Genomic DNA, 25598 nt, shown 5'->3' with positions numbered 1-25598 from the left:
ATTTATATTGTTCCTAAATTTGTTCTTCCTAATACTATTTTTCCTGAAATATCTTCTTCTTCATCTACACAATTGTACAATGTGCCTGTTGGATAAACAGAGTTTAATTTTGATAATGAACTGATGAATTTTGGTAAAGCATCTTGTTTGTTTTGCGTTTTATCTATCAGAAATTGTTTAAAATCTTCTTCAAAATCGAGTAAATCATTGTCTTTCGGAGTGATTTGATCCTTCCGATATCCAATCCAGCAGATTTTGCCCAAAATGTGTGATGGAATTTCCTGCCGAATAACGTCTTCGGCAAAATTTCTAAAGTCAACATCTGCAAAACGAAACGTATATCCGGGTAAAACCACACTGATTTTAAACGAGTACGGATTGGGTACGCAGCAATCGCCCGAGCAGTCGTCTACACATATTGGCATGTAATAAGTTTCATCGATTATTTCGTCAGGATTGGGAACCAGCAGAATATGTTCTACCAGAAAAATACCTTCATCGCTGAATTCTTCTTTAAAGAAAATGAGTAAATCAAGCATTGCTGCTTTTACTTCTTCCAGAGTTTCATACAATTCATACTGGCGCGCAATGATTCTGTCGGGATTACTGAGATCGTCAATAAATTCAGGATTTATAATGTGAAACGAATATTTATGAGTATCCGATTCAATGATTTCAAAAGTGTCGATAACGGTATCTTTAAAAGCAATTCCGTTGTCTCTGTTTTCAAAAAGATTTTCAAACTTATGTTCAATTTCTTTTTCGCTGGTTTCGTAAATTTTCAGGATCGAAAAATACATTTCTTTAATCGCATCATGTTGATTCAGATAATCTTCGGTTGCAGTCAGGATTATTTGATTGGCACTGTTTCTGATTCTCCATCTAAAATGATTGGGAAGCACTCCCGGATTTGGATCATAAAGCTGGACAAATAAACCGGAGATGTTTTTTCTTTTGATTCCTCTTTTGCCCGTAACCGGATTTTTGTCACCTTTAATTCCTAACAAACCTGCAATTCGGTTTTCCAATCCTGTCACATTAAATGTATTCCACAAATTAGATACAGGCTGATTGAAATAATTAAATGCGCTGCCCCGTTTGCTGCTTATCGTATCGTAATTGATTAAAAAATCGGATTTGTTTTGCAGTACGATTTCATCAGAAGAAGCGCCATACAATGATTTCATCAGGAAAGCATATTCAGCAAATCGTTCTGCAAATCGTGCGATAAGATGATCTTTTATTTGATTTTGTCTTTTAATGGCATCATCCAGATCCCCAAATAGCAATTCGTCCAGTTTTTTTTCATTCGAAGACAGATAGGTATCATTTACAATTTCATCAAAACCCGTCATGTCGGTAATCGCCTGAGTGAAATACGTATTTGGCAGATCACCGTTGATAGAAAGTAGCTCTTTGACATTGCTCAAATGCTTGAAATAACTAGCCAAAATTTGATCAAAAAACAGCAAATATCCTTTCAGTTGTTTGGCTTTGGCTTTTCGTTCAGTGTTGGCAGATTCTGACAGGCCAATTTCGCCAATTCCGTAATTTTCCGGAAAATTATTGGTAATACTGGTATAAAAATCAGCTTCTGTAATTTTACCATGAGGGATGTTTAGTTCCCTGTTTTTAGCGGCATCTTGTTGCGAATATGCAAGCTCATCTTTCAAATCGTCTAAGTATTTTTTTGCTTTTACTTTATTGACAGTAACAGGCAAAACGCCTTTGCTGAAGTTTAGTGTGCTTTTATGACAAAGACTTGGTTTTTTGTTGGCTGGAATGCAGATATTCCAGACACTTCCGTCTGTTTCTATCGCTTCACAATTGTTCATAGAGATGTCTTTTATTACCGTTACGCCATCTACATTCATGATGATTTGCATAATGTCTGAAAGGCGTACTTCGGTTCTTAATGAAGATTCTTCTAATTCGATAGTATCAATAAATCCTCTATCCAGAAAAGGTCCCTCAAAAATCTGATCGCTTGAATAACCTTTCTCAAACATTTCAGCCAACGAATAATATTTGATTGTTGGGGATAAGTATTTTTCGAGTTCAAAAGTGATTTTTGCGTGAACATATTCTTCGTTGGCTTCGGGATTAAGTTCAATCAACGCACAAACGGCAATAGGCTGAATTTCTACTTCTTTTACTTCTAAAATGTCTTCGCAAAGGTTTCTGTTAGCGTGAAATTTTTCGATGATTTGAGTTTTAAGCAGTTCTTTCTGAGCCGCATTTTTTTCATCAAAATCTACCAATATATTGTAATAGCCTTTGATTTCTGTTTCTTTTATAAAAGTATCCGGGGTACTGGCAAAATCTTCTTTTTTAAGCGAAATTTTCCCCTCTTTGCAATTGACAAATAATTTTTTTGAAGTTTTTTGAAGCCAGCAATTTTTGATTCTTTTGGAGTCAATATCAATCAAAATTTTCCGGTAATCAAGAGCCGTAACAGCTTGCGTCGGCAAAATTTCAGAAGCCGTAAAAAACTGTTTTTCAATTGGGTTCAAAGCATTGCTTAATAAATCTTCGATTGGCAAATTGATTCTCATGCCCAAATCGGTAATCGCATAACAAAGCACTTCCAGGATCGTAATTCCAGGGTCGTGTGTATTATAGTCGGTCCAGAACTGGCTTCCTAATGATTCGATGTATTCGATCCCTTTTTTCCGAAGGAAGTCAAAACTCATGTCATCATTAGAACTGACGTTTTTTGGGATGCTGATATGTTGGTTTACAGTTGACATTCTTCTTGTGGTTCTATGGTTTTAACAGTACATTGTTTGACGTCGGTGCTGATTATATGACTCTTTGCTGATACTAAAATCGATTTCGGATTGGACGGGACGGCGACTTTATCAGATAAAGCTCCATCTTTTAAAAGCTTTACATCTTGCAGGTAATCTACATAACCTAATTTTTCGATGTAATTAATGAGCAGGCTGGAGTGAATGGTAACTCCAAATGTGACAGGAACACTTTTATCGAGGGCCCAAGGCGATAAAAATTTAATAATATCAGCATTGAGTTCTTGTAAATAGAAATTTTCATCATAACCTGGTCTGAATTTTACTTTCAAATCAACGGTAACTTCTTCATATTTAGGATTGATTACAAAAGTGTTTACATGCATTGCGTTCAATTGGTCAATATGGCTTTTGACTTTGTTAAGCGTGGCTGTACTCACTCGTGGCTGAAAAATGTCAAACACGTTTTTGTTTACCGTGTCCGGAATCACAATCAGAGTTACATTGCCAGGCGATTGATAGGATGTTTCGCAGGTATGATTCAGGCATTTTACTTTGTACAATTCAGGAAACTTTTGAAGTATAATGTGTTCGTAATCCCACATCGTGATGGCTCTGTTTTTGTGTCGAAGGCGTTCGCTGGTTCTTCTGTAATAGTCTTCGTTGGACTCTTCAGCTTTATAATCAAAACTGTTATAAGGCTGTGTAACCGATTTTACATTGCTCAGTCTCTGCTGCAGTTTAGAAATGGTTCCGGCTTCTAATCCGGTGTTTAGATGTGCTAAATCATTACCATTATCCTGAAAAGTAGACAAAATTGCCTGCGAATGAATTCCGGTTATTTTGCAGACTGCATCGTATTTTTTATGCATTTTGGCTTTAAGCCAGATATAATTTTTAGGAAGTTTTGTATTGTTTTGAGTAGCTTCTTTTGGTAAGCTGAATTTTAAAATCCCCGATTGTAATAAGTTGTCAGTTTCATTTAATAAAATATCCGAATAGTTGAGTATGCGCCATTCGTTGTTGCCTAAAACGGACCATTCAATTTTTTGTTTTCCTGTAAAAGAAGATGTCAGCGGATTTTCACTTCCTTCCAATACCTGAAACAACAGAGTAATTTGCTGTAATTCCTGAACATTTTCTAAGCCAATAAACAATTCTCCGCCTTTGCAAAACGTAGGAAGTAAATACGAGTTTTTATCTTCTACATAATCTAAAAGTGATTTTAGATAATTATGTTCTTCGGCATATCCAAAAGGATGAATATGGAATAATTTTGCTTTGTTTTTTGAGTAAACACCTTCTAATGTTTCTAACCCTGTTATTGAAAATTTAGTGGTTTCAGATGCAGTATAATTTAGCACAAGACTTTCAGCCAGCGGTGTGTAAGGTTCATTCGGAATTACTACATTATCATCGTCTGTAGAAAGAGCTAAAGCATAAATTTTTGGATATAAACTATGTAAAAACGATTTTATTAGTGTTAGTTTTAGCTGACCGTTTTTCTCTGTGACATAATTAGAATTGGCTATATTTAATGTCGTTTTAAACGGACTTGTTGCCGTAAATAAAGTGGCAGCACTTCCGTAATTCTGCCAGATATTATTAGATAAAATTGCAGGTTGATATTGAAAATAACTGTTAGCTGTTACAATTCCCCCGCTATTTTCAAAATTATTTGAAGCATTCAATACACTACTTTTAAATGCACCTACACTAATGGTATTTAATGCATTCGTTTTGTAAGCTTTATAATGTTCTACAAAATCTGCCGGAGTATTTTTCCAAAGTACATCGATATTAATATTATCCCAGTTTTTAGAAAAAGCTTCGTTGTATTTAATATGAAAATTAGATCCTGCGACAGGTTGAGTTGAAAAAGGAAAAAACGGTTTTGTTGCATTGATTAGTCCGTGATCGTTCTCTAAAACAGCATTTGGAATATTTTGAACATCAACATTGATGGTAATGCTTTGTAATTGATTTTGAGCCAATGATTTGTATAGATTATAGCCATTTGCTTTTGTAGTGTCCAGATTAAATTTTACAACAGGCAGATCAGTTGCAAATTCTTCACCATATACTTTAGGATCATAACCCGTAATAGCATCTGCATTTTCATCTAACAGAAAAGCAATTTTCATAATTTTTCCGCTGACAGAAGTAGTGTAAGTGCTGCCGGATTTTATTGTTAATGATGACGAAATTTCGGCAACGTCAAGCCATTTTTTTACTGTGGTTAACTGAAGGCTTAAACATTCTCTGATGATGGCAGTAGTTGCATTTGTGATGTTATTGTGAAAGGTAAAAGACATCTGAATGCTGCGTTTTCCTTCTGCCAAAGAAAGAATAGGAGAGGCGACTGCAAAACCTAAAACAGCATTAGGTAATTCGGTTGGTAAATTGACATCGTTGACGTATCCAAAAGGCCACCATTGCGTATTGTTTTTATCCGGGAAAACTTCTCCTAATCCATCGTAAGAATTAGCGATTGGACTTGCCACTATTTTTTTGGTATCAACGTCATTATAAATATTTTTTAATGAAGAAACGACGGTTTTATTGGCTATCAGTTCATTGTTTGAGTAATACGTTCTGGTTTTTCCGGAAGCATCTTTACCACCGTCAAAGCCTGTTTTTGCTTCAATTTTTTCCTGAATAGCCTTTTTTGCCAATTCAAAAATCAGGTACACTTTATCTGGTGTGGCAGGAAGCTTGTTAATATTTAGAATCTGACTGTAATAAAAGTCGAGATGGCGTTTCGTAAGGTTGTTGTATCTTTTTTTGCTGTTTTCTAACAACTTCAAAAAAGTAAGGAATAAGGTTAAATGAGGTGTAATGGCGTATTCTTTTTGACTTTCTGCAATGAGATCGGCCAGTTCTTTTTTAACCCGATCGAGTTTCAATTGATTTTCTATAGATGGTTTTTCACCATTCCATTTAAAAAAATCAAAAAAAGCTTTCCAATCGCCAGAAGGAGTTTCTGAATTTGAGGTTTTAAAATAATTTACATATTCAGAAAAATTATAGGCAAATAAAACCCAGTCCGTTAGTTCAAAATCATTAAGACGAATGTTTTCAGGTTGTAACGCGTTGAGATAGCGTTGCTTTTGGTCGCTGCCATTAGAAGTCAAAACACTCAATATAGTATTACAATTACTCATCTTTTAACAATTTATAAATTGGTTCCTTCTTGTTGATAAAATGGATAAACCATATTTATTCTCGAATTAGTGGCGCGTACTTTAAAATCAATCAGTATTAATAATTCGCCACTTAAATCGTCGCCTTGTGTAATGTCAATTTTTTCAACATCAATTCTTGGTTCGTGATACAGAATAGCAGTTTTAATTAGCTCAGCAACAAACGTTTTTAATGTTTGGTTTAATGGGGTAAATAAGAGTTCGTCCATATTACAGCCGTATTTGGGCTGCATGATGCGCTCACCGATTTTAGTTGAAAGCAAAATTTCTAAACTGCTTTTGATGTCACTTTCGTCGGTTAACATTGTAACTGCTTTGGTACTTTCTTTAAATTCAGGAGGAAAACTCCATCCAATGCCTAAAAAATCTTGTTTTGTTTCCATAATTAACCAATTAATACAGTTGCTAATCCCGCTACTATTGTGCCACCATGTGAGGTAGAATCGCCCATACGTGCGGCGGGTTTACCTCCAATTAAAACCGTTGATGAACCTGCAACGATGCTGTCGGGCGGACCAGTACAAGTGGCCATATCACCTACACATGCAGCCGGCATTCCGCCAATTAAAACGGTTGGCGCACCGGCAGGTAAAATTGGGCCACCTACATGAGGAACCGTTCCGGTAACCATTGGGCAAACGTGCATATCTGTAATTCTTGCGGCTGGTGCTCCCATAATTTTAATTTATTTGTACGATACTCCCTTTTAAGATGGCGGTAGCTCCCGAGGACATTTCTACGCCTCCGCTTCCTTCTGCTTTGAATTGTGCGCTGGCATTTATGGAAACATTTGTTCCTTCTATTTTTACATCTCCGGTAGCTTTCAATTCAATATTTCCGGCACTTTCCATTTTTATTCCGTTGCTGTCAATGGTGATTACGTTGGCGTTTTCATCTTCAATTGTAATGACACCCTGATCTTCATCGAGTGTTATTTTTTTTCCGGCAGGAGTTTCAATTGCAATTGATTTTTTTTCATCATCAAACAAAACCTTCATTTCGCTTCGGGTTACGATTCCTTTTTGGTGGTTATCATCAGAAGCTGTAATTGGAGCCGGTTTTCCGCTGCTGTGAAGCATTCCCAGAACGATGGCATTGTTTGGGTCTTCATTGATAAAACCAATGATTACTTCGTCTTCAATTTCAGGTCTGAAAAAAACACCTCTTTTATCTCCCGCATCAGGTGAAGCTACGCGACACCAAATACCTTGCTCTTCATTATTGATGATGGGAATTTTTACTAAAATGCGATCTTCACCATTAGGATCTTCCTCTAATTGGGTGACAATTCCAACATGTAATCCTTTTATGGCAGGGATAATTCCAGAGCCTGTTGGCGTATGTATGTCGAACGTTTCAGAAAACCACTCCGGATTTAATCCGAATTGCGCATCGATAGTCCAGTTTCCTTCTGATATTTCATGAAAAACCCCGGTTATATAGGCATTTCCGTTGAATCGGTCACCCACACCTTCGAGTGTGATAATTGTATTGGGTTTTACTGCGGGAATTCCTTGAAATTTGGCTCTTCCACGAATTTTGGATAATTGCTGAAAGAGTAATTTAGCATCTGCCCAATCCTGAAGTTCAACTTCGGTAATGGTTCCGCCGTGACGTAATTCGAGGTTTTCCAGTTCTATGGTTTCGGCTAAATCAGAAGCAGAAAGATTACCGTTTAGGCTTACGCCCGGATCATTGGCTTCGATTTCAACCAATTCCTGATTGGTGTAATCCCAGCTGTACGAAGACACTTTTGCAAATTGATTGCGTGCATCCATTTCGGCATCAAAATCAAGTAAGGTGGCTCCGAAAGTCACCGTTTCAATCGGCGATGCTGTTACATTTGGTTTGCTGATGGTGATTTTACCATTTTCAACAAAACAAAGCTTGCCGTTGGCCTGTGCCCGTGATACTATAAAATCCCAGTCGGAAGTATTATATTGCACGAGTTCCTTGTGACTGAAATTAGTCGCTTCAACGTCTTTTTCCAAACCGTAGGCATCGATAATTTCTTCGAATGCTTCGCTGTCTTTTACATCATAAAAATACTTGCTTTTTCTGCCGATGGTGAGTTTCACCGCTTCGTCCTTACATTCCACAATCAACAAAGAGGCACTTCCCTTTATTTTTATGGAATGTTTGATGATAATACCTTTATAAATCGTTTCTTCATCGTTGTGGTAACCGGCAGTTATTTCGATTTTTTTACCCGGAATCAACAGGTCTTCATTACTCAGCTTAAAATCTCTTTTTGAAGCTTCTCCATCTACAAGAACAATTTGAGCCATAGGAATCCGGTTGGCTTCATTTTGTACCACAACGTTTTTTACTTGATAGGTTTTGGATAATTCTTCCCCTTCAATTAAAATTTTATGTGTTACTAAATCAGCACTTTGACTGGTTTGTATGACTCCGCTATTGTTCATCAGGATTGTTTTTGTAAGGGTGGAAAAAATAGTTTTTGTCCGGTTTTTAATTTTCTGAAATTGATTATGTTATTAATTCTGGCGACTTCCAGATAATACTTGGAATCGCCGTAGATAGTAAAGGACATTAAAGGCAACGTATCACCTTCCTTTACGGTTCTGTAATGGGTTAAATCGGGTGATTTATTGTTCTCTTTTGCCGCTCTTAAATTGTCTTCAACAAAACCTTGAAATTTTGCTTTTGCAATCGCTCTGATTGGAGTTCCGTCTGGTTTGAAGAGTTTGAATTCTACATCCATTTCGGTTAATGCCCCTTTGAAAAGCAATGTACCCCACGAAATAATGAGATAATTGGGTTTGTGTTCGTCTCCATTGTAATCTAAAATGACTTTTTTAAATTTCTCAATGTCATCGATAATTCCATTGTCAGTACTTGCGTAGCCGTTAATTACTCCGGATCGGTCAAAAACGAAATCCAGCTCCAGGTTTTCTGGCAATTTTTTATTAAACCTTGGAGAAACAGTGCTCGTTCCGGAAGCCTGAGTGTCATCTGTCTCAATTTTATAGTGATAGGTATACTTTTCCGGATTCATAAGCGTAGAAAATTCACCATTTGCAATTTTGGTATTAAATTCCGGATCACTATAAGCCACAACTTTAAGTTTTTCTAATTCTCCTGACATGATTACCGCTCTTTTTTACGTTCGATGATTTTCATTACTTGTTCCACACATTCCGTTACCGCACCTCCATCCTTGCTTTTTGAAGTATCTGGTGCAGCATTTGTTTTTGATGCTTCATTCACGTTTATTTTGATGTGAAGTTCTTTAATTTCGATAGGCATGACTAACTTTTGATTAAGGTGAAATAATTGTAGGTAAGCTCAACGTTTTCAATGACAAGCTTACTTTCTTCGGCATTAAAATCTTCAACAGCCCATTTTACGGGGTAGGCGTGAACTACGTTCCAGGAAACCAAAGGCTGGTGTTTCTCATTGAGCAATTTGACGGTTAGGTTTACAGGTTTAAAAGAAAAGTTTTCGATGGCATTTCGGCACCAGTTGATAACTGCAGAATCAATCAGTATTCCTCTTTTTAAAGTCAGGTTTGGATATTTTGTCTTTACTGGAAGTTTGTGCTTGAATCTGTTTTCTCCTCCTTCGGCAATTTCTTCGGTTTCAATGTCAACAGACAAACCGGAAACCGATTGAAACTGATGGTCTTTTTCTTTCGAACCAAGACCTTCAAATTCAACTAAAAAATGAAAACCGACAGGTGGATAATAGTTAGCCATGACTAATCATTTTGGATAGATAAACCTTCATGGGCCAATTCCATAGATTCGATAGCAACTTCGTTTCCATCTGCTTTTAGATCAGTTGATTGTATTTTTGTTGGCCATGCATTTTTTACTTTCCAGATAATCACGGGCTGGTGATCTTCGTTGAGTAATTTGATGGTGATATCCCTTCTTTCAATGGTGTTTAGTTTTACCGTATTCCACCAGGCATAGTATTCATTATCACTTGCAAATGTTCCCCTTTTCAATGTGATGTTGGAGAACTTTTGCATGCCCGGCATTTTAATTTTGCTGTATTCAGGACTTGCTCCCTGACGGTATTCGACAACTTCAGTTTCTACATCCAATCCGGAAACTTCTGTAAAGCCAATTTTTGTTCCTTTCCAGTCAACTGAGAAATGAAACTTTGGTAGTGGATAACTCATGATTTATATTTTTTTAATGTTGATATTAATTAAGATTCCTGCATTTTGTGAGAGAAACGCAAAATGATAAATTCTGCCGGTCGAACTACTGCCATTCCGATTTCTACAATCATTAGGCCTTCCAGAATATCTAAAGCCGACATGGTTTGTCCCAGTCCAACCCTTACATAAAAAGCCTGTTCGGGTTTTGCTCCGGCCAATGCTCCGGCTCTCCATTGAAGAATTAAGAAATTCTCAATCATTGCTCTAACCCTTATCCATGTATTGGCATCGTTAGGTTCGAATACAAACTGTTCGGTTGCTTTTTTAATAGATTCTTCGGCCATATTAAAGAAACGTCGAACAGGTATATAACGCCATTCATTATCATTTCCAGCCAGGGTTCTTGCCCCCCACACCAAGGTTCCCTTGCCAGTAAAACTTCTGATGGCGTTGATTGATTTACCTGCAACGGTGTCAACATTCAAGTTGTCCTGATCGCCATTTGTTATTTTAATTGTTGGTTTGATCACATAGTTTAAGCCTACATTTGCCGGTGCTTTCCAAACTCCGCGGTCATTATCTACTCTTGCATAGACTCCTGCTAATGCTGAACTTGGCGGTAATGTGATAGGAAGATTTGAGATTTCAGACTTGATGATATTGTATGATGCATTTTCTAAAGGTTCAATATCAGCCAGATACCGACCATTCATTGCACCATTATTAACGTCTATTCCTGCTACATTTATATTTGAAACCTCTGTGATTATTGCAGTAACTTGTGTAGTCATGTTTGCAAATACATCGGTACTGATTGCCAGGGTGTTGTCAGGCAATCCTAAAACTGGAGTATAGTCTAATAGTTTTTTTACTTCAGTAATAATATTAGTAGCATTTGTTTTTACTAAACTTAATACTTTTGCATTAGTATCGGCATTTTTGATTTTTGCAGTAAGATCGATTATGTTTTTTAAGACACTTTCAATTTTATTGGTACCTTCAAACCCGCCAGTAAAAGCGGTTAGCACTACAATGATATTATCATCTGCTGTTGCCAATTCTTCCACAGATGCAATAGCTGAATTGGCTGCATTTTTAATGTTTTTTTTGATTTCAACCAAATTATTTAGCTGAACAATTAAGGCATCTAATAAAGTTGTAAAAGCAGGAATTGTTTTTGCCACAGTAAAGTCAGCATTGTTATTATTGTAGCCTAAAGGGTCTTGCGTATATTTTAAAATAGATGGAATGGCACCCACTATGTTGTCATTTGTCGCATCGGCATCAGCAGAATCGCTTATAGTCCTTAAAGCAGCTATAATTGGAGTTAATGCAGTATTGGCATCATTAAGCTCTCCAAGAGCTATTGGCACAGCATCTTTTTTATATGAAATATGATTAATCAATATAGCGTTTTCATCATATTTATAATCGAGAATGGTTTTTAAATAGGGAAAATATACCGCTCCATATTTTAAATAATCTTTTTCCTGATTCAATTTAAGTCTTATTTCGTCTATTGGTGAAACAAGATCAGTATCGTCATTTACATATTCCACATCTCGATAAGTGTCTATAATGGCGAATCGGTCCTGCATATCATGACATTGTGTTAATGCACTTTTGTATAATGCATAGAAGTCATTATCACTGGCTAATCCAGCAGCATCCGGAAATAGAATAAGTGTAGGTTCATCTTCACTTTTTAATAAAGCAAGACCACCATCTAATTCTGAAAAAGAGATCAGGTTTTTAGTACCATCTTCCTTTTCATAAGTGTTTACGGAAACAATATAACATGGCCCGCCGCCATTTGCAAAATACATTTGTAATGCATAATACATTAAAAAAGTGCTGGGAGAACTGGGTTGGTTTACTACAATATCTCGTTGTAGTTTACCCCCAATTTCTACATCGGTTATATTTACAGATATGGTTTTTTCGGGATAGGCTGAACCAAAATAGTTCTCATAGTCAAGCAAAGAGGTGATTCTGGTAGGATCATTAATTAAATCACCCGCAGTTTTCTTTGTCGCTTTTTCGGTATAGCCAATAAAAGCAGGAATCGCTGTTTCTACCTGAGCAATAGACGGAGGAAACTTTACGATTTCCTCAACATATACTCCAGGCGTTTTGTAAGTTGTTGCCATAATTGATTTGTTTTTTAATTATTTAAATGAATATTTCCGAATAGTAATCACTATTAATTTTTGTTATTGCTTTTACAGATGGATTTGGGTATGTACTGTTTATGGATTGCGAGGGCATAAAATCATTGACAGGGTCAAGTTCAACAAAACCAGAGTAGGTTAGAGGTTTTGGGGTTTTGGTTGTGATTTCGGTTATTGCTTTCCTGTCGATGTATTTCCAAAGCGTTTTTCTATTATCAAAATGAATCTTAAAATTCGGACTTAGCATTTTACCTGCAACATCTATAATGTCTTTAGGATTATTATCGCCTTTCATTGTCAACGAGATGATTCCAAAAACATCTTGTCTTTCCTGTGTATGAAGTTCAGACAAGAAAATAGCTGTTGTTTTTTCGGATATTAAATAATTATTTGAAATCAGGACATTATCATTAAAATTTGGGATGTATTTAAACGTTACCGGCTCAGTTTCAGGCTTCGTGTTGCTGAATAAAAACATTTGCTTTAGGACAAATTCAAGATTGGTGTAATTCTCAAACTGATAATCGTTGATGGAAATTATAAAGTCTAGTTTCAAATCAGCAGGAACACTTATAAACGGATCAATTTCATCATCTTCCTTTACTTTAATGTATATCCGAAATCCCGTTCTGGTTGGCTTGAACACCATTTTGTAATTTCTTAACCGTGTGTTGGTTTCTACAGTTGGTGTTAGAGTTGCAAATGAATCGCTGTCGAATTTTTGCAGCATTTTTTTCTTATTTGCATCCGACATGCCTTCATAGGTGTCTTCACCACTATTAAGGAAATAATTGTGATAAAGTGTTACTTCAAATAATAATCCGTATGTAAGATTAAAACTCATGATGGCTCTTTTGTTTTGGTTACACCTTTTACTTTGCTGATAAGCTGTCCTTCGTTTTGTGTAATATCGCGCTCGATTTGTATCATGCTTACTTTGTATAAAGCTGATGGAAGTTGTTTGCCTCCTAATGTTCCCCAGATGTAGTTTAACTCTTCAAAAGTGGGGGTATAAAGTTCAATAGTAAATCTAAAGTTGTCTACATTGCTCATGGCAATATTGTTTCTGTTATAAATCGTGTTAGCTTGAGTAAAAAGTCGCTTTCCCTGAAAAAATGTTATGATTTTTGAAATATCATTAAGTGAATTGAGGTATTTATCTCTGTTAGCGCTAAAAAGTAAATACAGATTTAAATTAATGATACTGTTTTTATAAATTGTTTTCGCATTTTCAATAGCATGATTTGGGAAGTTTTTTAAAGTCGATTCTTCATCTAAATTTATTAGTGTAAGTGCTACACTATCTTTTAAGGCTGTAGCTATATCTTCATTTTGGGACTCTAAAAAGGCAATGTTTTCTGCAACAACAGATTTATCCAGCCCAATTTCGTCGAGATAGTTGTTTACTTGTTCCGTAATTATCTGAATTACTTCAAAAATCATCTTAATAAAGTTTTATAGTTGTCATTATTTAAATAGCGTTTTTGTAAAACCCTATTTTTTTATTTATTTAATCTTGTTAGGGGGTACATAATATTTATGTCCGGATTATTAACTCTTAACTTCCTATACATAAAGTCAAAAAATGACATAAATGAGTTTCATGTCAGGTTGTTAACCAGACAGTCATGTAAAATAATTGGGTGTTTTTGGATTTAAATTTGTAGTATAAATTTCAGATAAAGGTATATTGTTGTAATAATTTTACTTATAAAAAATATAAAAAATGTGATGCAAGTTATAATGTGAAACAAACTTGTTGTAAAATGAAACACGATATTATTACAGCCCTAATAAGTATAACCCTTGAATTGTCGTAAAATTTACAGCGCTATAATCCTTCTTTGCTATTGTATTTAAATTGAGTATTGGCATTTCTCGGGCTGTCCCAAAGCATATTGCCGGGAATTTGTTATTTAATTTAATTATAAAAAATAATAGTAATAACCCGATGGGTGTAATGATTCAAAAACGTCAGTTCAGTCTTTTTTTTTATAGAAATAGGATGAAAAATGTACCAAGAACTGTTTTCAATGATAATTTTTCTGCTCCAGATACCATTTTCTATCGAAAAATTATTCGAAAATGACGAAAAATTATCATCAAAAAACGAATTACATCAATGTGTTTAAATCAATTTCGGCTATTAGAAAAGAGCTATAAAATGCATAAATATGCTTTTCTAATTTCTAATAATGGCGAAGACTTATGTTACAGAAATTTTAAAAAAAAAAGGAAACACTAGATATTGTGTTTCCTGTAGTAAGTAGCCCGTAGCGGAATCGAACCGCTCTTACATGGATGAAAACCATGCGTCCTAACCGATAGACGAACGGGCCTGCTATATAATTCGGGTGCAAAAATGCAATTAATTTTAAAATAGATCAAATATTTTTTTCAAAAAAACGGTTTAATTATTTTAGGGATGTCAGGTTTAGAAATAATCAATCTAAAATGGATTAGATTTTTAAAATGTATTTGTTTGATTAATAATAGGTTGTTTTTTGGATAACAAAAATTAATGAAGTTTTTAATTAAATGATAATTTTTGATCAATTTTAAAATTATTTTAGAAATTCTTATTTTGAAAGAATTTTCTTTTTTTGTTTTCAATTGTTTTTTTAATGCCAACTATCAAATTAAAGGAAATGTCATATATTACAGCTGTAGACACATCATTATATTGATATACCCCTTTCATTTTATTGTATTGTCCCTCCTGCAATATGTGGTGATATTTAAATTTGTGAACCTGCTTTTTGTTTCTGGAGTGAACTAATTTAAAACAGAATCTGAAGCGATAAACTTAAAAAAACTGATTTTATAAATGAAAAAAATTGTATTAGCACTTGCTTTATTTCTGAGTCTGCAAAATAATCACGCGCAGCATAATGAATGGGAAAACCCACAAATAGTTGATCGGGGAAAAGAAGCGGGAAGAACTTCTTTTCTTTTATTCAGTAATGAAGCTGAGCTAAAAGCGAACAATCCTCTAAAATCAGCATTATATCAGAGTCTGAACGGAAGCTGGAAATTCAATATTGTTCAAAATCCGTCTCAAAGACCAGCCGATTTTTATACAACAAACTTTAATGATGCAGACTGGAAAAACATTCAGGTTCCTTCGAATTGGGAATTGCAGGGCTACGACATTCCTATTTATACCAATATTGTGTATCCTTTTCCTAAAAACCCACCTTTTATCGGTGGAGATTATAATCCGGTAGGGAGTTACAGACGCACTTTTACGGTAGCCGATTCGTGGAATGATAAAGAAATAATCCTTCATTTTGGTTCTATTTCAGGTTATGCAAGAGTATTTCTGAACGGAAAAGAAGTCGGTATGACCAAAGCATCCAAAACTCCGGCCGAGTTTAATATTACTCCTTTTTTAAAGAAAGGAGAGAACTTAATTGCCGTTCAGGTTTTTCGCTGGCACGACGGTAGTTATTTAGAAGATCAGGATTTCTGGAGGCTGACTGGTATTGAGCGTGATGTTTACCTCCAGGCAATGCCAAAAACGACTGTTTGGGATTATTTTGTAAAAAGCGAATTAGACGATCAATATAAAAACGGCGTTTTCAATCTGGATGTGACTTTAAAATATTTCGAAAAGAATAAAATCAAAAACCCGTCTGTAAAAGCAGAATTATTTGACAAAGAAGGAAATACAGTTTATGCTGAAAGTAAAAAGTTAAACCCAAAAGAGCAAAAAATCAGTTTTGCAACAACAATTCAAAATGTAAAACAATGGAATGCCGAAACGCCAAATCTGTACAGGTACACCATTACATTATTGGATGATAAAGGAAAAATCCTTGAAATTATTTCTAAAAAAACAGGCTTCAGAAAAGTAGAGATCAAAGATGCACGACTATTGGTAAACGGCAAAGTGGTGATGGTAAAAGGAGTCAATATTCACGAACATGATGAGGTGTCAGGGCATGTTCCGAATGAAAAAACTACGCTGAAAGACCTTCAGCTAATGAAAGAACACAATATCAATGCGATCAGGATGAGCCATTACCCACATGATCCCCATATTTATGATTTATGTGATGAATACGGTTTTTATGTAGTCGATGAAGCGAATATTGAAACACACGGAATGGGAGCAGAGTGGCAAAGCAACTTTGATAAAACAAAACATCCTGCTTATTTGCCGGAATGGGTGCCGGCGCATCTGGACCGAATAAAAAGAATGTTTGAAACAGACAAAAATCATCCATCAATCATTGTATGGTCTTTAGGGAATGAGTGCGGAAACGGACCTGTTTTTTATGATGCTTACGATTGGTTAAAACAAACAGACTCCACTCGTCCGGTGCAGTTTGAACAGGCAGGGGAAAACAGAAATACAGATATTGTGGCACCCATGTATCCTGGAATCAAAAGCATGAAAAATTATGCAGAATCAGATAAAACCCGTCCTTATATTATGTGTGAATATTCACATGCAATGGGAAACAGCAGTGGTAATTTTCAGGAATACTGGGACATTATCAATAGCAGTAAACGCATGCAGGGAGGTTTTATCTGGGATTGGGTAGATCAGGGAATAAAATCAAAAACAGAAAAAGGAAAGGTTTTTTGGGCGTACGGAGGCGATCTGGGCGGTGCCAATTTGCATAACGATGAAAATTTTTGCGCCAATGGTTTGGTCAGTGCAGATCGAATCCCTCACCCGGGCTTTTTAGAGGTCAAAAAAGTGTACCAAAATATTCATTTTCAATTTAATAATGAAAATGAACTAGCGGTTACCAATCTTTTTAATTTTATAAACCTGTCAAATTATACTTTTAAATGGCAGCTGGTTAAAGACGGAGCCATAACAAAAACCGGAGCATTTAATTTAAGTGCTAATCCGGGCGAAACTAAAAAAACAGTTTTAGATTTTGGTATTACAGACAACAATGCTGAATATTTCTTAAATGTTTTTGCGGTTTCAAAAGAAGATGAACCTTTGGTTGCCAAAGGCCATGAATTTGCCAGAGAGCAATTTAAAGTGGGAAAAGGGGATTATTTTGCAAATAAGGCTATTGCACAAAATAAAGCAATACTAAAACATTCCGTTAAAAACAATGTGCTTTTTTTTGAATCAGAAAGTAGTACGGGAGAATTTGATTTGCAAAAAGGTGAAATTCTGAAATACAATCTCAAAGAAGTTGAAAACGTTATTATTACTAATTTCCCGAAACCTTATTTCTGGCGCGCGCCAACAGATAATGATTTTGGAAGCGGTATGCAGCATAAATTAGAGATTTGGAAAGAAGCATCTAAAAATCCGACAGTTGTGAGTGTCAATCTGGATAAAAATACGGCAGAAGGTTTGTCTGTAAAAGTGACTTATAAATTAGCACAGGCAGATGCCCCTTACACCGTAAATTATCTGATTCAGAATAATGGTTCAATAAAAGTAACTGCTGCTATTGATATGGCTGGAAAAGATTTGCCTGAATTGCCGCGTTTTGGAATGCGTCTAAAACTAAATGGAGCCTTTGATCATCTGGATTATTATGGAAGAGGACCATGGGAAAATTATTCGGACAGAAATTCAGCTTCGTTTCTTGGAGAATATGCAGATAAAGTAGTCAATCAGTATACAAGAAATTATATTCGTCCTCAGGAAGCTGGATATAAAACAGATGTTCGCTGGCTGACTTTAAAAAATAATAAGGGACAGGGAATAAAAATTGAAGGATTGCAGACACTTGGTTTTAGTGCACTGAATATTCCAACAGAAGATTTGGATCCCGGAAAAACAAAAGCTCAGCGCCATCCTTCAGATTTGGATCTGGACTCAAAAGAAGCAGTTTACCTGCATTTAGATTACAAGCAAAGAGGTTTGGGGGGCGATGATAGCTGGGGACGACTGCCACACGATCCATACCGATTACTGGATAAGCAATACAGTTATTCTTATATCATTTCATTAATCAATTAATTTGACGTTTTTGTTTATGTTTGTGTATAAAGAAAACCTATGAGTTGTTCATAGGTTTTCTGATTTTTTTAGTTTTTAAAAATATATTTAATTTGGTGGGTGTAATTTTAAAAAAAAAGTGTCCGGCTGAACAGAGCCGAAGCTCTTTAAAGATAAATAGCCTTCGACTCCGTTCAGGATGCATTCGTTATTATAAAACATGCTATATTTAGCTTTAAATACCCTAATATTTTGAGAAATAAAGCTCTTTTGTTTTTAATTTTTTTAGTTTGCTTTACAGCGAAACCACAGGCTGTAAAAACGGCTATTTCAAAACACGGACAGGAAAAATATAACATTGGTTACATCGGAATCAAAAACGGACTTGCCAATAATGCTGTAACCTCTGTTTATAAAGACAAACGGGGTCTAATGTGGTTTGGGACTTATGATGGGATCAGCCGGTATGATGGCTATAATTTCTTAAACTTCAGAAACGAACCTTTTGATTTTAAGTCGTTGGTTAATAACAGGATTAATTCGATTTGCGGGACTAAAAATGAAATCTGGATTGGAACTAAAGGCGGTATAAGTATTTATGATTATTTGACGAATCAGTTCAGCACAAGGAAATACATCAATGCAAAAACTTCTAAAAGTGAACAAATAGATTTTGTTGTCAATCAGATTCGGGATTACAAATCTAAAATCTATCTTGCGACCGCAGGTAAAGGTTTACTTTATTATGGTGGAAATAAAGAAGAAATTACTCAGGTTCCGCTTTATGCAAAAGGAAAATTGCTATGGGATTATCACGTTCAGGAAATTGATTTTGACCCATCCGGTAAATTGTGGTGTACTGTTGCCGGCGTTGGGCTCGTAACCATGGATGCTCCAGCGGGGAAACTTTCAGTAGTGCTGCCGGCTGTTTTAGGCAGCGGCTGTATTTTATATGATAAATTTTCAAATATTTGGATAGGGGCTGAAGACGGATTACTAAAATACGACGTTATAAATCAGACACAGCATCTCTACAAAAATCAGGAAATTCAGTATCCTGTTTCAGATTTAATGTGCAAGCCGGAATCAAAAGAATTGTGGATCGCTACAAATGGTAACGGTATCATAAAATACAATTATGCGACCGGTAATTTTTCTTTATTAAATACAGACCTGAATGAAGAAAAACTCAATAGTAATGCGATTTCATCTTTATACAATGATGATAAAAACCGGGTTTGGATTGGTACTCTAAGGGGGGGGGTAAATACAATCGAAGAAAGAAAAAGTCCTTTTACGACAATTTCAAAAAATGAAAAATTAAAAAATACACTCCCAAGTGATTTTATACTTTCATTATCAGAGAAGGATAATGAAAATCTCTGGATAGGGACAGATGGTGGCGGTGTAAGCTTATGGAACAGAAACAATAATACATTTACCAATTATTCCTATGACGCAAACAACCCCAATTCGTTGTCGAACAATTTTGTTTCAGCAATTGTAAAAGACTCTAAAGGAACCTGGTTTGGAACTTACGGAGGAGGAATCTGTCTGTTGAATTCCCAAACCCGAAGCTTTAAAAAATACCAACTTTTTAATCCTAAACTGAATGGCATCCAAAAGAATATCTGGGTACTCTTTCGAAGTAAAAATAACGTTTTATGGGCAGGTTCTCCGGACGATGAAGGATTGTACCGTTATAATGAAGCAACGGATCATTTTGATTTTGTGGATGCCGGAATTAGAGGAATAATTTCGATGGCAGAAGATAAAAATGGTAATCTCTGGATAGGAAATTTTTCAAAAATGTATCAGCTCAATCTGAAAACAATGAAACGAAAAGAGCTTGATGTAAAATATCCGGTACGCTCCATAGTTTTGCATTCTGACACAAAAATGCTTGTGGGTACAGAAGGGGGAGGCCTGATGCTTTTTAATCCACAGACTTTTAAAAGCAGTTTTTTGACTCAGAGAAATAAGCTTCCAAATAATTCTGTTTTAAATATTGTTAAGGATAATCAGGAAACGTATTGGTGCAGTACTTATAACGGAATCTTTGTGTACAATGCAACTAACGGAAAAATAATAAGTTATTATGATACTGATGGGCTTCAGAGCAATCAGTTCAATTACAATGCTGCCCTGAAACTTTCTTCAGGCGAAATTGTATTTGGTGGCATAAAAGGCTTTAATATTATCAATACCAAAATAACAAACCAGAAGCATGACTTTCCAAAGCTGATTATAACTTCCATAAAAGTAAATAACAAAGTTTATGAGCAGTCTGGTTTCTCCGCTTTCGGAATTGATAAATTAAAATTACCGTATGATGAATCGATGCTCAATATCGAATTTGCCGCATTAGAATACAGTTTGCCGGAAAAAATATCGTATGCTTATTTTTTAGAGGGATGGGACTCACAGTGGCATTATGTTGATAATATCCGGAATGCAAATTATTCCAGGATAACAGAAGGTGATTATGTACTGAAAATTAAATCGACCAATGCTGAAGGAATCTGGAATACAAAATCCATTTCGTTACCGGTTACTATATTACCGCCGTGGTACAGAAGTGGTTTTGCTTATTTTGCCTATTTTCTTCTTATCGGATTGATTATTTATGTAGTGGATAAGTACCAGCGTCAACAGGAAAAACTCAAATACGAAGTAAGGCTTTCTCAGGATTTGGCGAAGCAGGAAAAAGAACTGAATGAGAAGAAATTAACGTTTTTTACTAATATTTCACATGAATTCAGGTCGCCTTTAACCATGATTATTAATCCGTTAAAGGAAATAATTTATGGTACAGACCAGCAGATAGATCCGGCTGCGATAGAAATGGTGTACAGTAATTCGAGAAGACTGTTAAGTCTGGTTGATCAGTTGCTTCTTTTTAGAAAAACCGAAACCGAAACCGGAAAACTCAAAATAGGTCAAATTGATATTGTAGAATTGTGCAAAGAGGTTTTTAGCTGTTTTGTACACCATGCCAAAACAAAAAAAATCGATTACAGTTTTAGTATATCCGAAGAAAAAGTATTGGTCTACGTAGATCGGGAAAAAATAGAAACGGCATTGTTTAATCTGATTTCAAATGCTTTAAAATTTACCGAAAAAGAAAATGGAGCGGTTATCGTCAATTTGAGACGTCTGGAAAACGAGGTCGTCATCAGTGTTATCGATAACGGTGAAGGAGTTTCGGATGCTGATAAGGAGAAAATTTTTAATCTGTTTTATCAGTCCAATAAAAACGTCAGAAATAATCGCAAAGGGTTTGGAATTGGTCTTTATCTGGTAAAACAGTTCATTACACAACATCACGGAAAAGTGAGCTGTCGGGATCATGAAAATGGAGGATCTGTTTTTGAAATCAAATTATTACTCGGAAAAGAGCATTTTGGAGATGTTGAAATCCGGGAGGATTTGAGTGACAGAACCTTATTTTTAGAAGAAGCTTTAGAAGATACCGCAATGCCTGAAAATGTATTGCAAACAGTTGAAGAACCTGAAAATGTGAAAGATTTAATTAAGGATGCAAAAAGCATTCTTGTCGTAGATGATAACGTCCAGATCAGGAATTATTTAAAAAAGATTTTAACGCCAAAATATCATATTACGCTGGCCGAAAATGCAGAAGCAGCCTTAATCATAATTAAAAAAGTAATGCCCGATTTAATTATTTCTGATGTCGTAATGAGAGAAATGAATGGAGTTGCTTTTTGCAGACACATCAAAACCGATGATGAGTTAAAACATATTCCGGTCATACTGCTCACAGCAGGAACCTCAGAAGATGTAAAGCTAAAAGGTGCCGAAGTTGGCGCAGATGATTACATTACAAAACCATTTGATAATGATTATTTATTAGCCCGAATCAGCGGAATATTTGCAAGACGTGACAGCGAGCAGCATTACCTGCTGAATTCGGTGACAAAAAAAACGGCCAGTTTAAAGCTGTCTGACGAAGATAAAAAACTAATCGATAAAATTGTAGACATCATTGATGCGAATCTGGATGTGGAGAACTTTAATGTAAATGATTTGTCAGAACATTTAGGAATGAGTTATTCTTTGGTTTATAAAAAAATCAAAAAAATTACAGGAAAATCCGTTTCAGAGTTTACCCGAAACGTACGACTGCGAAAAGTAGCCACCTTATTAATTACAACCGATTTACAGATAAGCGAGGCAGCTGCCATTGCCGGTTTTGGTGATATTAAATATTTCAGGAAGCACTTTCAGCAATTTTATAATTTAAATCCTTCAGAGTTTAGGAAGAAATATCTAAACGTAAAGGACAACAAATACATTTTGAATGAAAGCTTCTGGAAATCGAGCTGATTAAAGCACACAAATAAAATTTAACTAACACAACAGATACATAGATTTTATATTATTTAACAAAGAGGGTAAAAAGAAGCATATTTCTTCCATATAGCCAGCTCTTTTTTTTAAATAAGAGAAATGCCTTTTTTAAGATAGCAAAAGCTAGGTTTCTCCTATGTGTTATGAATTAATTATACGCAACGAGTTATGAATAATTATTTGAAAAAGGCTATTTTGTCAGGGTTTGTATACTTTGCAACCATTAGTGCCTTACAAGCACAATCAAAAAAACTGGAAAAAGATTCGCCTAAAAAAGTACGCCAGTTTTTTGTGTCTTCATTGGTTAAAATTGGAGATCCGGTTTTAGAAGCATTAAGCAAAAATGAATTGAAAGCAAAAATGCCGGTCGAAAGATCTCCGGGAGCCTGGGATGCCAGAACACATGTGACGTATCTGGAAGCTTTTGGCCGATTGCTTTCCGGAATGGCACCTTGGCTGGAATTAGGTTCTGACCAGACTCCAGAAGGAAAATTAAGAGCCAAATATATTGATCTGGCTCAGAAATCCATTCACAATGCAACAGATCCCGGCAGTCCTGATTTTATGAATTTTGTAAATGACAAGCAGCCTTTGGTCGATGCTGCATTTTTTGCACAGGCACTGCTTCGTGCGCCAAAACAGCTTTGGGAACCATTAGATGCAATCACAAAAGAGAATGTAGTCAAGGCATTAAAATCCTCCAGAAAAATCGAACCGTATCAGAGCAATTGGTTGCTTTTTGCCGGAATGGTAGAAGCTGCTATTATTAAATTTGATCAGGACGAAGACCAAAAACGACTCGGTTATGCTCTAGAACAGCATAAAAAATGGTATTTAGGAGATGGAACATATGGCGACGGACCTGATTTTCACTGGGATTATTACAACAGTTTTGTAATTCATCCGATGCAATTGGATATCTATAATGTACTGAAAGATAAAAACAACGATTACAAAAACGATTTTAATACAGAGCTAAAAAGGGCCAGGCGTTATGCTGCAGTTCAGGAAAGACTGATTTCACCGGACGGAACATATCCTCCAATTGGAAGATCTCTGGCTTATCGCTTTGGTGCATTTCAATTGTTGTCGCAAATGGCACTTTGGAAAGAACTGCCAAAAGGCGTAACTCCTGCTCAGGTTCGTTCGGCTTTGTATGCTATGATTCATAATCAGATCAATGCAGAAGGTACTTTTGATAAACAGGGATGGCTTCAGGTAGGATTATATGGTCATCAGAACAATATTGGCGAAGGATATATCTCCACAGGAAGTTTATATTTGTGTTCACAAGCGTTCTTAGTTCTCGGTTTGCCAGAAACAGATGCATTTTGGAGCGACGCTTATCAACCCTGGACACAAAAGAAAGTGTGGTCCGGTCAGGAAATCCCAATTGATCATGCTGAAAAATAATCAGGGTAATTCATTAGAAAAATCACTAACAGATTTAAAACCAAATTTTTATATAATGATAAATTTAAAAAATGCATTTTTCATTGCACTGACCACTGTTTCATTATTAAGTTGTAAAAGCACAGCCCAAAAGACAGCTGCAATAAAAGAATCAAAAAAAGAAGTGTTTTCGATTATCGATAAAGTAAACAAGCACTGGCAGGAAACACATCCTGAACCAGGAAATGCTTTTTGGCATGTATCAGCCTATCATACCGGAAACATGGAAGCTTACAAAGTGACTAAAAATAAAAAATACCTGGATTATTCGCTTGCATGGGCCGGTAAAAATCAATGGATGGGAGCCAAATCAAATGATAAATCAGAATGGAAATACAATTATGGAGAAACAGATAAACATGTTTTGTTTGGTGACTGGCAAATTTGTTTTCAGACGTATATCGATTTATACAATTTTACAGGAAAAAACGATTCCAGTAAAATTGCCCGTGCCCGCGAAGTGATGGAGTACGAAATGAGTACTTCAGCAAATGATTATTGGTGGTGGGTTGATGGACTTTATATGGTAATGCCGGTCATGACAAAATTGTACAAGGTTACGGGAAACGAAATGTATCTGGAAAAACTACATTCTTATTTGATGTATGCTGATGGTATTATGTATGATAATGAAGCAAAATTATACTATCGTGATGCTAAATACATTTTTCCAAAACACAAAAGCACAAATGGTAAAAAGGATTTTTGGGCCAGAGGAGACGGTTGGATTTTTGCCGGTTATGCTAAAATTATTCAGGATTTGCCAAAATCGGCTAAACATAGAGAGGAATACATCAATCGCTTTAAGGATATGGCCAAAGCTTTGGCAGAAGCCCAACAAACTGAGGGGTATTGGACAAGAAGTATTTTGGATCCTGAACATGCCCCGGGATCTGAAACTAGTGGAACGGCATTTTTTACTTACGGATTTTTATGGGGAATCAATAACGGAATCTTAGACAAGAAAACGTATCTTCCTGTTGTCGAAAAATCATGGAATTACTTAACCCAGTATGCGCTTCAGGAAGACGGTACGGTAGGCTATGTCCAGCCTATTGGCGAAAAAGCGATTCCGGGGCAGGTAGTAGATAAAAAATCTACTGCAGATTTTGGTGTCGGTGCTTTTTTACTGGCAGCATCAGAAATGTCCCGTTTTGTAAAATGATTTAATTAGATTCTTATACTAAAGGCTATCTTTGCGGATAGTCTTTTTTCATTTTATACGTTTATTATAAAGTGTTTTTATGTTCAGACTTTTGGAACATATACTTAAAAAATCGTTTTAGATTACCTCATAATTATGTATTACATATTTTAAAGGTTATTTTTTTACTAGAGCTGTAAAAAAATCGAATTTAAATTATAATATACTGATTTGACCCTTTTATAATGTTGTAATTACCCCCTTTTACTGGAAAGTGTTATGTTAGATTTGCAGAGTAAGTTATAGTCGAAAATAAATATTATTGAGAAATAGTAGGGGATGCTCCTATAATTACAAACTTACTTAACTATCAATTAACCAAAATTACAACCAAAGATGACAAATTTTATTAGGCAGATTAAGGCTCCTGATTACGTATCCAAATTTGATTT

Annotated in this window: 16 protein-coding genes and 1 tRNA gene; 4 read left to right on the top strand and 13 right to left on the bottom strand. The window is 35.6% G+C overall.

What is annotated here, in order from left to right:
* Positions 1-2 precede the first annotated feature (2 nt).
* From DMB65_RS18425 to DMB65_RS18365, 13 genes are all read right to left on the bottom strand, one after another.
* Complete coding sequence (locus DMB65_RS18425) at positions 3-2750, bottom strand: hypothetical protein (RefSeq protein ID WP_110308102.1); 2748 nt, start codon at positions 2748-2750, stop codon at positions 3-5.
* Positions 2738-5914: a baseplate J/gp47 family protein gene (locus tag DMB65_RS18420; RefSeq protein ID WP_110308101.1), complete on the bottom strand. Its 3177-nt coding sequence runs from the start codon at positions 5912-5914 to the stop codon at positions 2738-2740. The genes DMB65_RS18425 and DMB65_RS18420 overlap by 13 nt, the downstream gene beginning before the upstream one ends.
* Positions 5915-5925: 11 nt before the next feature.
* Positions 5926-6336 carry a GPW/gp25 family protein gene (locus DMB65_RS18415; RefSeq protein ID WP_110308100.1) on the bottom strand — a complete coding sequence of 137 codons (411 nt, stop codon included), beginning with the start codon at positions 6334-6336 and terminating at the stop codon, positions 5926-5928.
* A 2-nt stretch (positions 6337-6338) separates the two neighbouring features.
* Entirely contained in the window at positions 6339-6629 is a 291-nt protein-coding gene (locus DMB65_RS18410) for a PAAR domain-containing protein (protein WP_110308099.1), read from the bottom strand.
* Positions 6630-6633: 4 nt separating this feature from the next.
* Positions 6634-8379 (bottom strand): type VI secretion system tip protein VgrG, encoded by a 1746-nt coding sequence (gene vgrG / locus DMB65_RS18405; RefSeq protein ID WP_110308098.1) that lies wholly within the window; start codon positions 8377-8379, stop codon positions 6634-6636.
* Positions 8379-9062, bottom strand: coding sequence for a CIS tube protein (locus tag DMB65_RS18400; RefSeq protein ID WP_230470716.1), 684 nt, complete (start codon positions 9060-9062; stop codon positions 8379-8381). Before DMB65_RS18400 ends, vgrG begins: the two co-directional genes overlap by 1 nt.
* A gap of 2 nt (positions 9063-9064) precedes the next feature.
* The gene (locus DMB65_RS22215) at positions 9065-9223 is read right to left on the bottom strand and encodes a DUF5908 family protein (RefSeq protein ID WP_165834999.1); all 159 of its coding nucleotides are present in this window, start codon (positions 9221-9223) and stop codon (positions 9065-9067) included.
* Between the two features lie 2 nt (positions 9224-9225).
* Positions 9226-9672 (bottom strand): phage tail protein, encoded by a 447-nt coding sequence (locus DMB65_RS18395; protein WP_110308096.1) that lies wholly within the window; start codon positions 9670-9672, stop codon positions 9226-9228.
* A gap of 2 nt (positions 9673-9674) precedes the next feature.
* Positions 9675-10103: a phage tail protein gene (locus tag DMB65_RS18390; RefSeq protein WP_110308095.1), complete on the bottom strand. Its 429-nt coding sequence runs from the start codon at positions 10101-10103 to the stop codon at positions 9675-9677.
* A 29-nt stretch (positions 10104-10132) separates the two neighbouring features.
* Complete coding sequence (locus tag DMB65_RS18385; protein ID WP_110308094.1) at positions 10133-12235, bottom strand: phage tail sheath C-terminal domain-containing protein; 2103 nt, start codon at positions 12233-12235, stop codon at positions 10133-10135.
* A gap of 22 nt (positions 12236-12257) precedes the next feature.
* Positions 12258-13100, bottom strand: a complete 843-nt coding sequence (locus DMB65_RS18380; protein WP_110308093.1) for a hypothetical protein — start codon at positions 13098-13100, stop codon at positions 12258-12260.
* On the bottom strand, positions 13097-13699 hold the full coding sequence (locus DMB65_RS18375; RefSeq protein WP_110308092.1) for a DUF4255 domain-containing protein: 603 nt from the start codon (positions 13697-13699) through the stop codon (positions 13097-13099). Before DMB65_RS18375 ends, DMB65_RS18380 begins: the two co-directional genes overlap by 4 nt.
* An 824-nt stretch (positions 13700-14523) precedes the next feature.
* Positions 14524-14595, bottom strand: a tRNA-Glu gene (locus DMB65_RS18365).
* 488 nt (positions 14596-15083) lie between these two features.
* Between DMB65_RS18365 and DMB65_RS18355 the strand changes: the two genes are divergently transcribed.
* The 4 genes from DMB65_RS18355 (at position 15084) to DMB65_RS18340 (ending at position 25167) form a co-directional block, all read left to right on the top strand.
* The gene (locus tag DMB65_RS18355; protein ID WP_110308089.1) at positions 15084-18200 is read left to right on the top strand and encodes a glycoside hydrolase family 2 TIM barrel-domain containing protein; all 3117 of its coding nucleotides are present in this window, start codon (positions 15084-15086) and stop codon (positions 18198-18200) included.
* Between the two features lie 231 nt (positions 18201-18431).
* Positions 18432-22526, top strand: coding sequence for a hybrid sensor histidine kinase/response regulator transcription factor (locus DMB65_RS18350; RefSeq protein ID WP_110308088.1), 4095 nt, complete (start codon positions 18432-18434; stop codon positions 22524-22526).
* A gap of 192 nt (positions 22527-22718) precedes the next feature.
* Positions 22719-23963: a DUF2264 domain-containing protein gene (locus DMB65_RS18345; protein WP_110308087.1), complete on the top strand. Its 1245-nt coding sequence runs from the start codon at positions 22719-22721 to the stop codon at positions 23961-23963.
* Between the two features lie 55 nt (positions 23964-24018).
* Positions 24019-25167: a glycoside hydrolase family 88/105 protein gene (locus DMB65_RS18340; RefSeq protein WP_110308114.1), complete on the top strand. Its 1149-nt coding sequence runs from the start codon at positions 24019-24021 to the stop codon at positions 25165-25167.
* Positions 25168-25598 lie beyond the last annotated feature (431 nt).

The sequence above is a fragment of the Flavobacterium cheongpyeongense genome (assembly GCF_003202435.1).
GTDB classification, from domain to species: domain Bacteria; phylum Bacteroidota; class Bacteroidia; order Flavobacteriales; family Flavobacteriaceae; genus Flavobacterium; species Flavobacterium cheongpyeongense.
This window is presented reverse-complemented; position numbering and strand designations above follow the sequence as displayed.

Excerpts from the sequence above, each read along its gene's own strand:
- DMB65_RS18425 (WP_110308102.1), bottom strand. The coding sequence starts at position 2,750 with ATGTCAACTGTAAACCAACATATCAGCATCCCAAAAAACGTCAGTTCT.
- DMB65_RS18420 (WP_110308101.1), bottom strand. The coding sequence starts at position 5,914 with ATGAGTAATTGTAATACTATATTGAGTGTTTTGACTTCTAATGGCAGC.
- DMB65_RS18415 (WP_110308100.1), bottom strand. The coding sequence starts at position 6,336 with ATGGAAACAAAACAAGATTTTTTAGGCATTGGATGGAGTTTTCCTCCT.
- DMB65_RS18410 (WP_110308099.1), bottom strand. The coding sequence starts at position 6,629 with ATGGGAGCACCAGCCGCAAGAATTACAGATATGCACGTTTGCCCAATG.
- vgrG (WP_110308098.1), bottom strand. The coding sequence starts at position 8,379 with ATGAACAATAGCGGAGTCATACAAACCAGTCAAAGTGCTGATTTAGTA.
- DMB65_RS18400 (WP_230470716.1), bottom strand. The coding sequence starts at position 9,062 with ATGTCAGGAGAATTAGAAAAACTTAAAGTTGTGGCTTATAGTGATCCG.
- DMB65_RS22215 (WP_165834999.1), bottom strand. The coding sequence starts at position 9,223 with ATGCCTATCGAAATTAAAGAACTTCACATCAAAATAAACGTGAATGAA.
- DMB65_RS18395 (WP_110308096.1), bottom strand. The coding sequence starts at position 9,672 with ATGGCTAACTATTATCCACCTGTCGGTTTTCATTTTTTAGTTGAATTT.
- DMB65_RS18390 (WP_110308095.1), bottom strand. The coding sequence starts at position 10,103 with ATGAGTTATCCACTACCAAAGTTTCATTTCTCAGTTGACTGGAAAGGA.
- DMB65_RS18385 (WP_110308094.1), bottom strand. The coding sequence starts at position 12,235 with ATGGCAACAACTTACAAAACGCCTGGAGTATATGTTGAGGAAATCGTA.
- DMB65_RS18380 (WP_110308093.1), bottom strand. The coding sequence starts at position 13,100 with ATGAGTTTTAATCTTACATACGGATTATTATTTGAAGTAACACTTTAT.
- DMB65_RS18375 (WP_110308092.1), bottom strand. The coding sequence starts at position 13,699 with ATGATTTTTGAAGTAATTCAGATAATTACGGAACAAGTAAACAACTAT.
- DMB65_RS18355 (WP_110308089.1), top strand. The coding sequence starts at position 15,084 with ATGAAAAAAATTGTATTAGCACTTGCTTTATTTCTGAGTCTGCAAAAT.
- DMB65_RS18345 (WP_110308087.1), top strand. The coding sequence starts at position 22,719 with ATGAATAATTATTTGAAAAAGGCTATTTTGTCAGGGTTTGTATACTTT.
- DMB65_RS18340 (WP_110308114.1), top strand. The coding sequence starts at position 24,019 with ATGATAAATTTAAAAAATGCATTTTTCATTGCACTGACCACTGTTTCA.